We start from the raw sequence: 682 nt of genomic DNA, 5'->3' as shown, positions 1-682 counted from the left end.
AACCATGACCGTTGGATCTTCTCCAAGGGATATAAAAGGATGCGTCAGAAGCTCCGGGCCATCTACCGGAAGAAAGCAGCCTATATCAAGCAGGATCATGAGGAACGGGTCAATCGCTTTTTAGCCAATGCGGATACCATCTACGTCGAGCATATGGACTATCGGGTCTTACAGAAACGGGCTAGGGACACCTCCAGAAAGGAAGACGCTTCCCCGGTGAAGCAGAAAGACGGTACCGTAAGGCTCATCCGGAAGTTTAAAAAGAAGAAACGATTCGGACGGTCCTTAAATAACCGGGCCCCGGCTTCCTTCATCACCATCCTGAAACGGAAAGCAGAACTCCTTGGTGTAGCCGTCCTGGAGATCCAGACCCGGACCTATAAGGCCAGCCAGTATAACCACGTAACAGGGGAATGCGTCAAAACGCTCCTCTCGGAACGCAAGAAGGAGATTGACGGACATACCGTCCAGAGGGACCTCTACAGTGCGTTCCTGATCCAGAACCCGTCTGACGATCTGGCCACGCCGGACCGGCAGGCATGTAAGAAACGCTTCCAGAATTTCCTGCAGCTACAGGGACATCTCATCCATACAATGAAAAGCACCGGGCAGAGTATGCCGCAGTGCTTTGGATTTTAAATATGAACTTGAAGTAAAAACGTAACCCGTAAACCTGTCACAA

1 pseudogene is annotated in these 682 nt (G+C 50.9%); it reads left to right on the top strand.

What is annotated here, in order from left to right:
- Positions 1-639, top strand: a pseudogene (locus DW085_RS18820) (hypothetical protein); the annotation flags it as partial.
- Positions 640-682: the final 43 nt, after the last annotated feature.

The sequence above is a fragment of the Clostridium sp. AF50-3 genome, from assembly GCF_003477445.1.
Classification (GTDB): Bacteria; Bacillota; Clostridia; order Lachnospirales; family Lachnospiraceae; genus Otoolea; species Otoolea fessa.
This window is presented reverse-complemented; position numbering and strand designations above follow the sequence as displayed.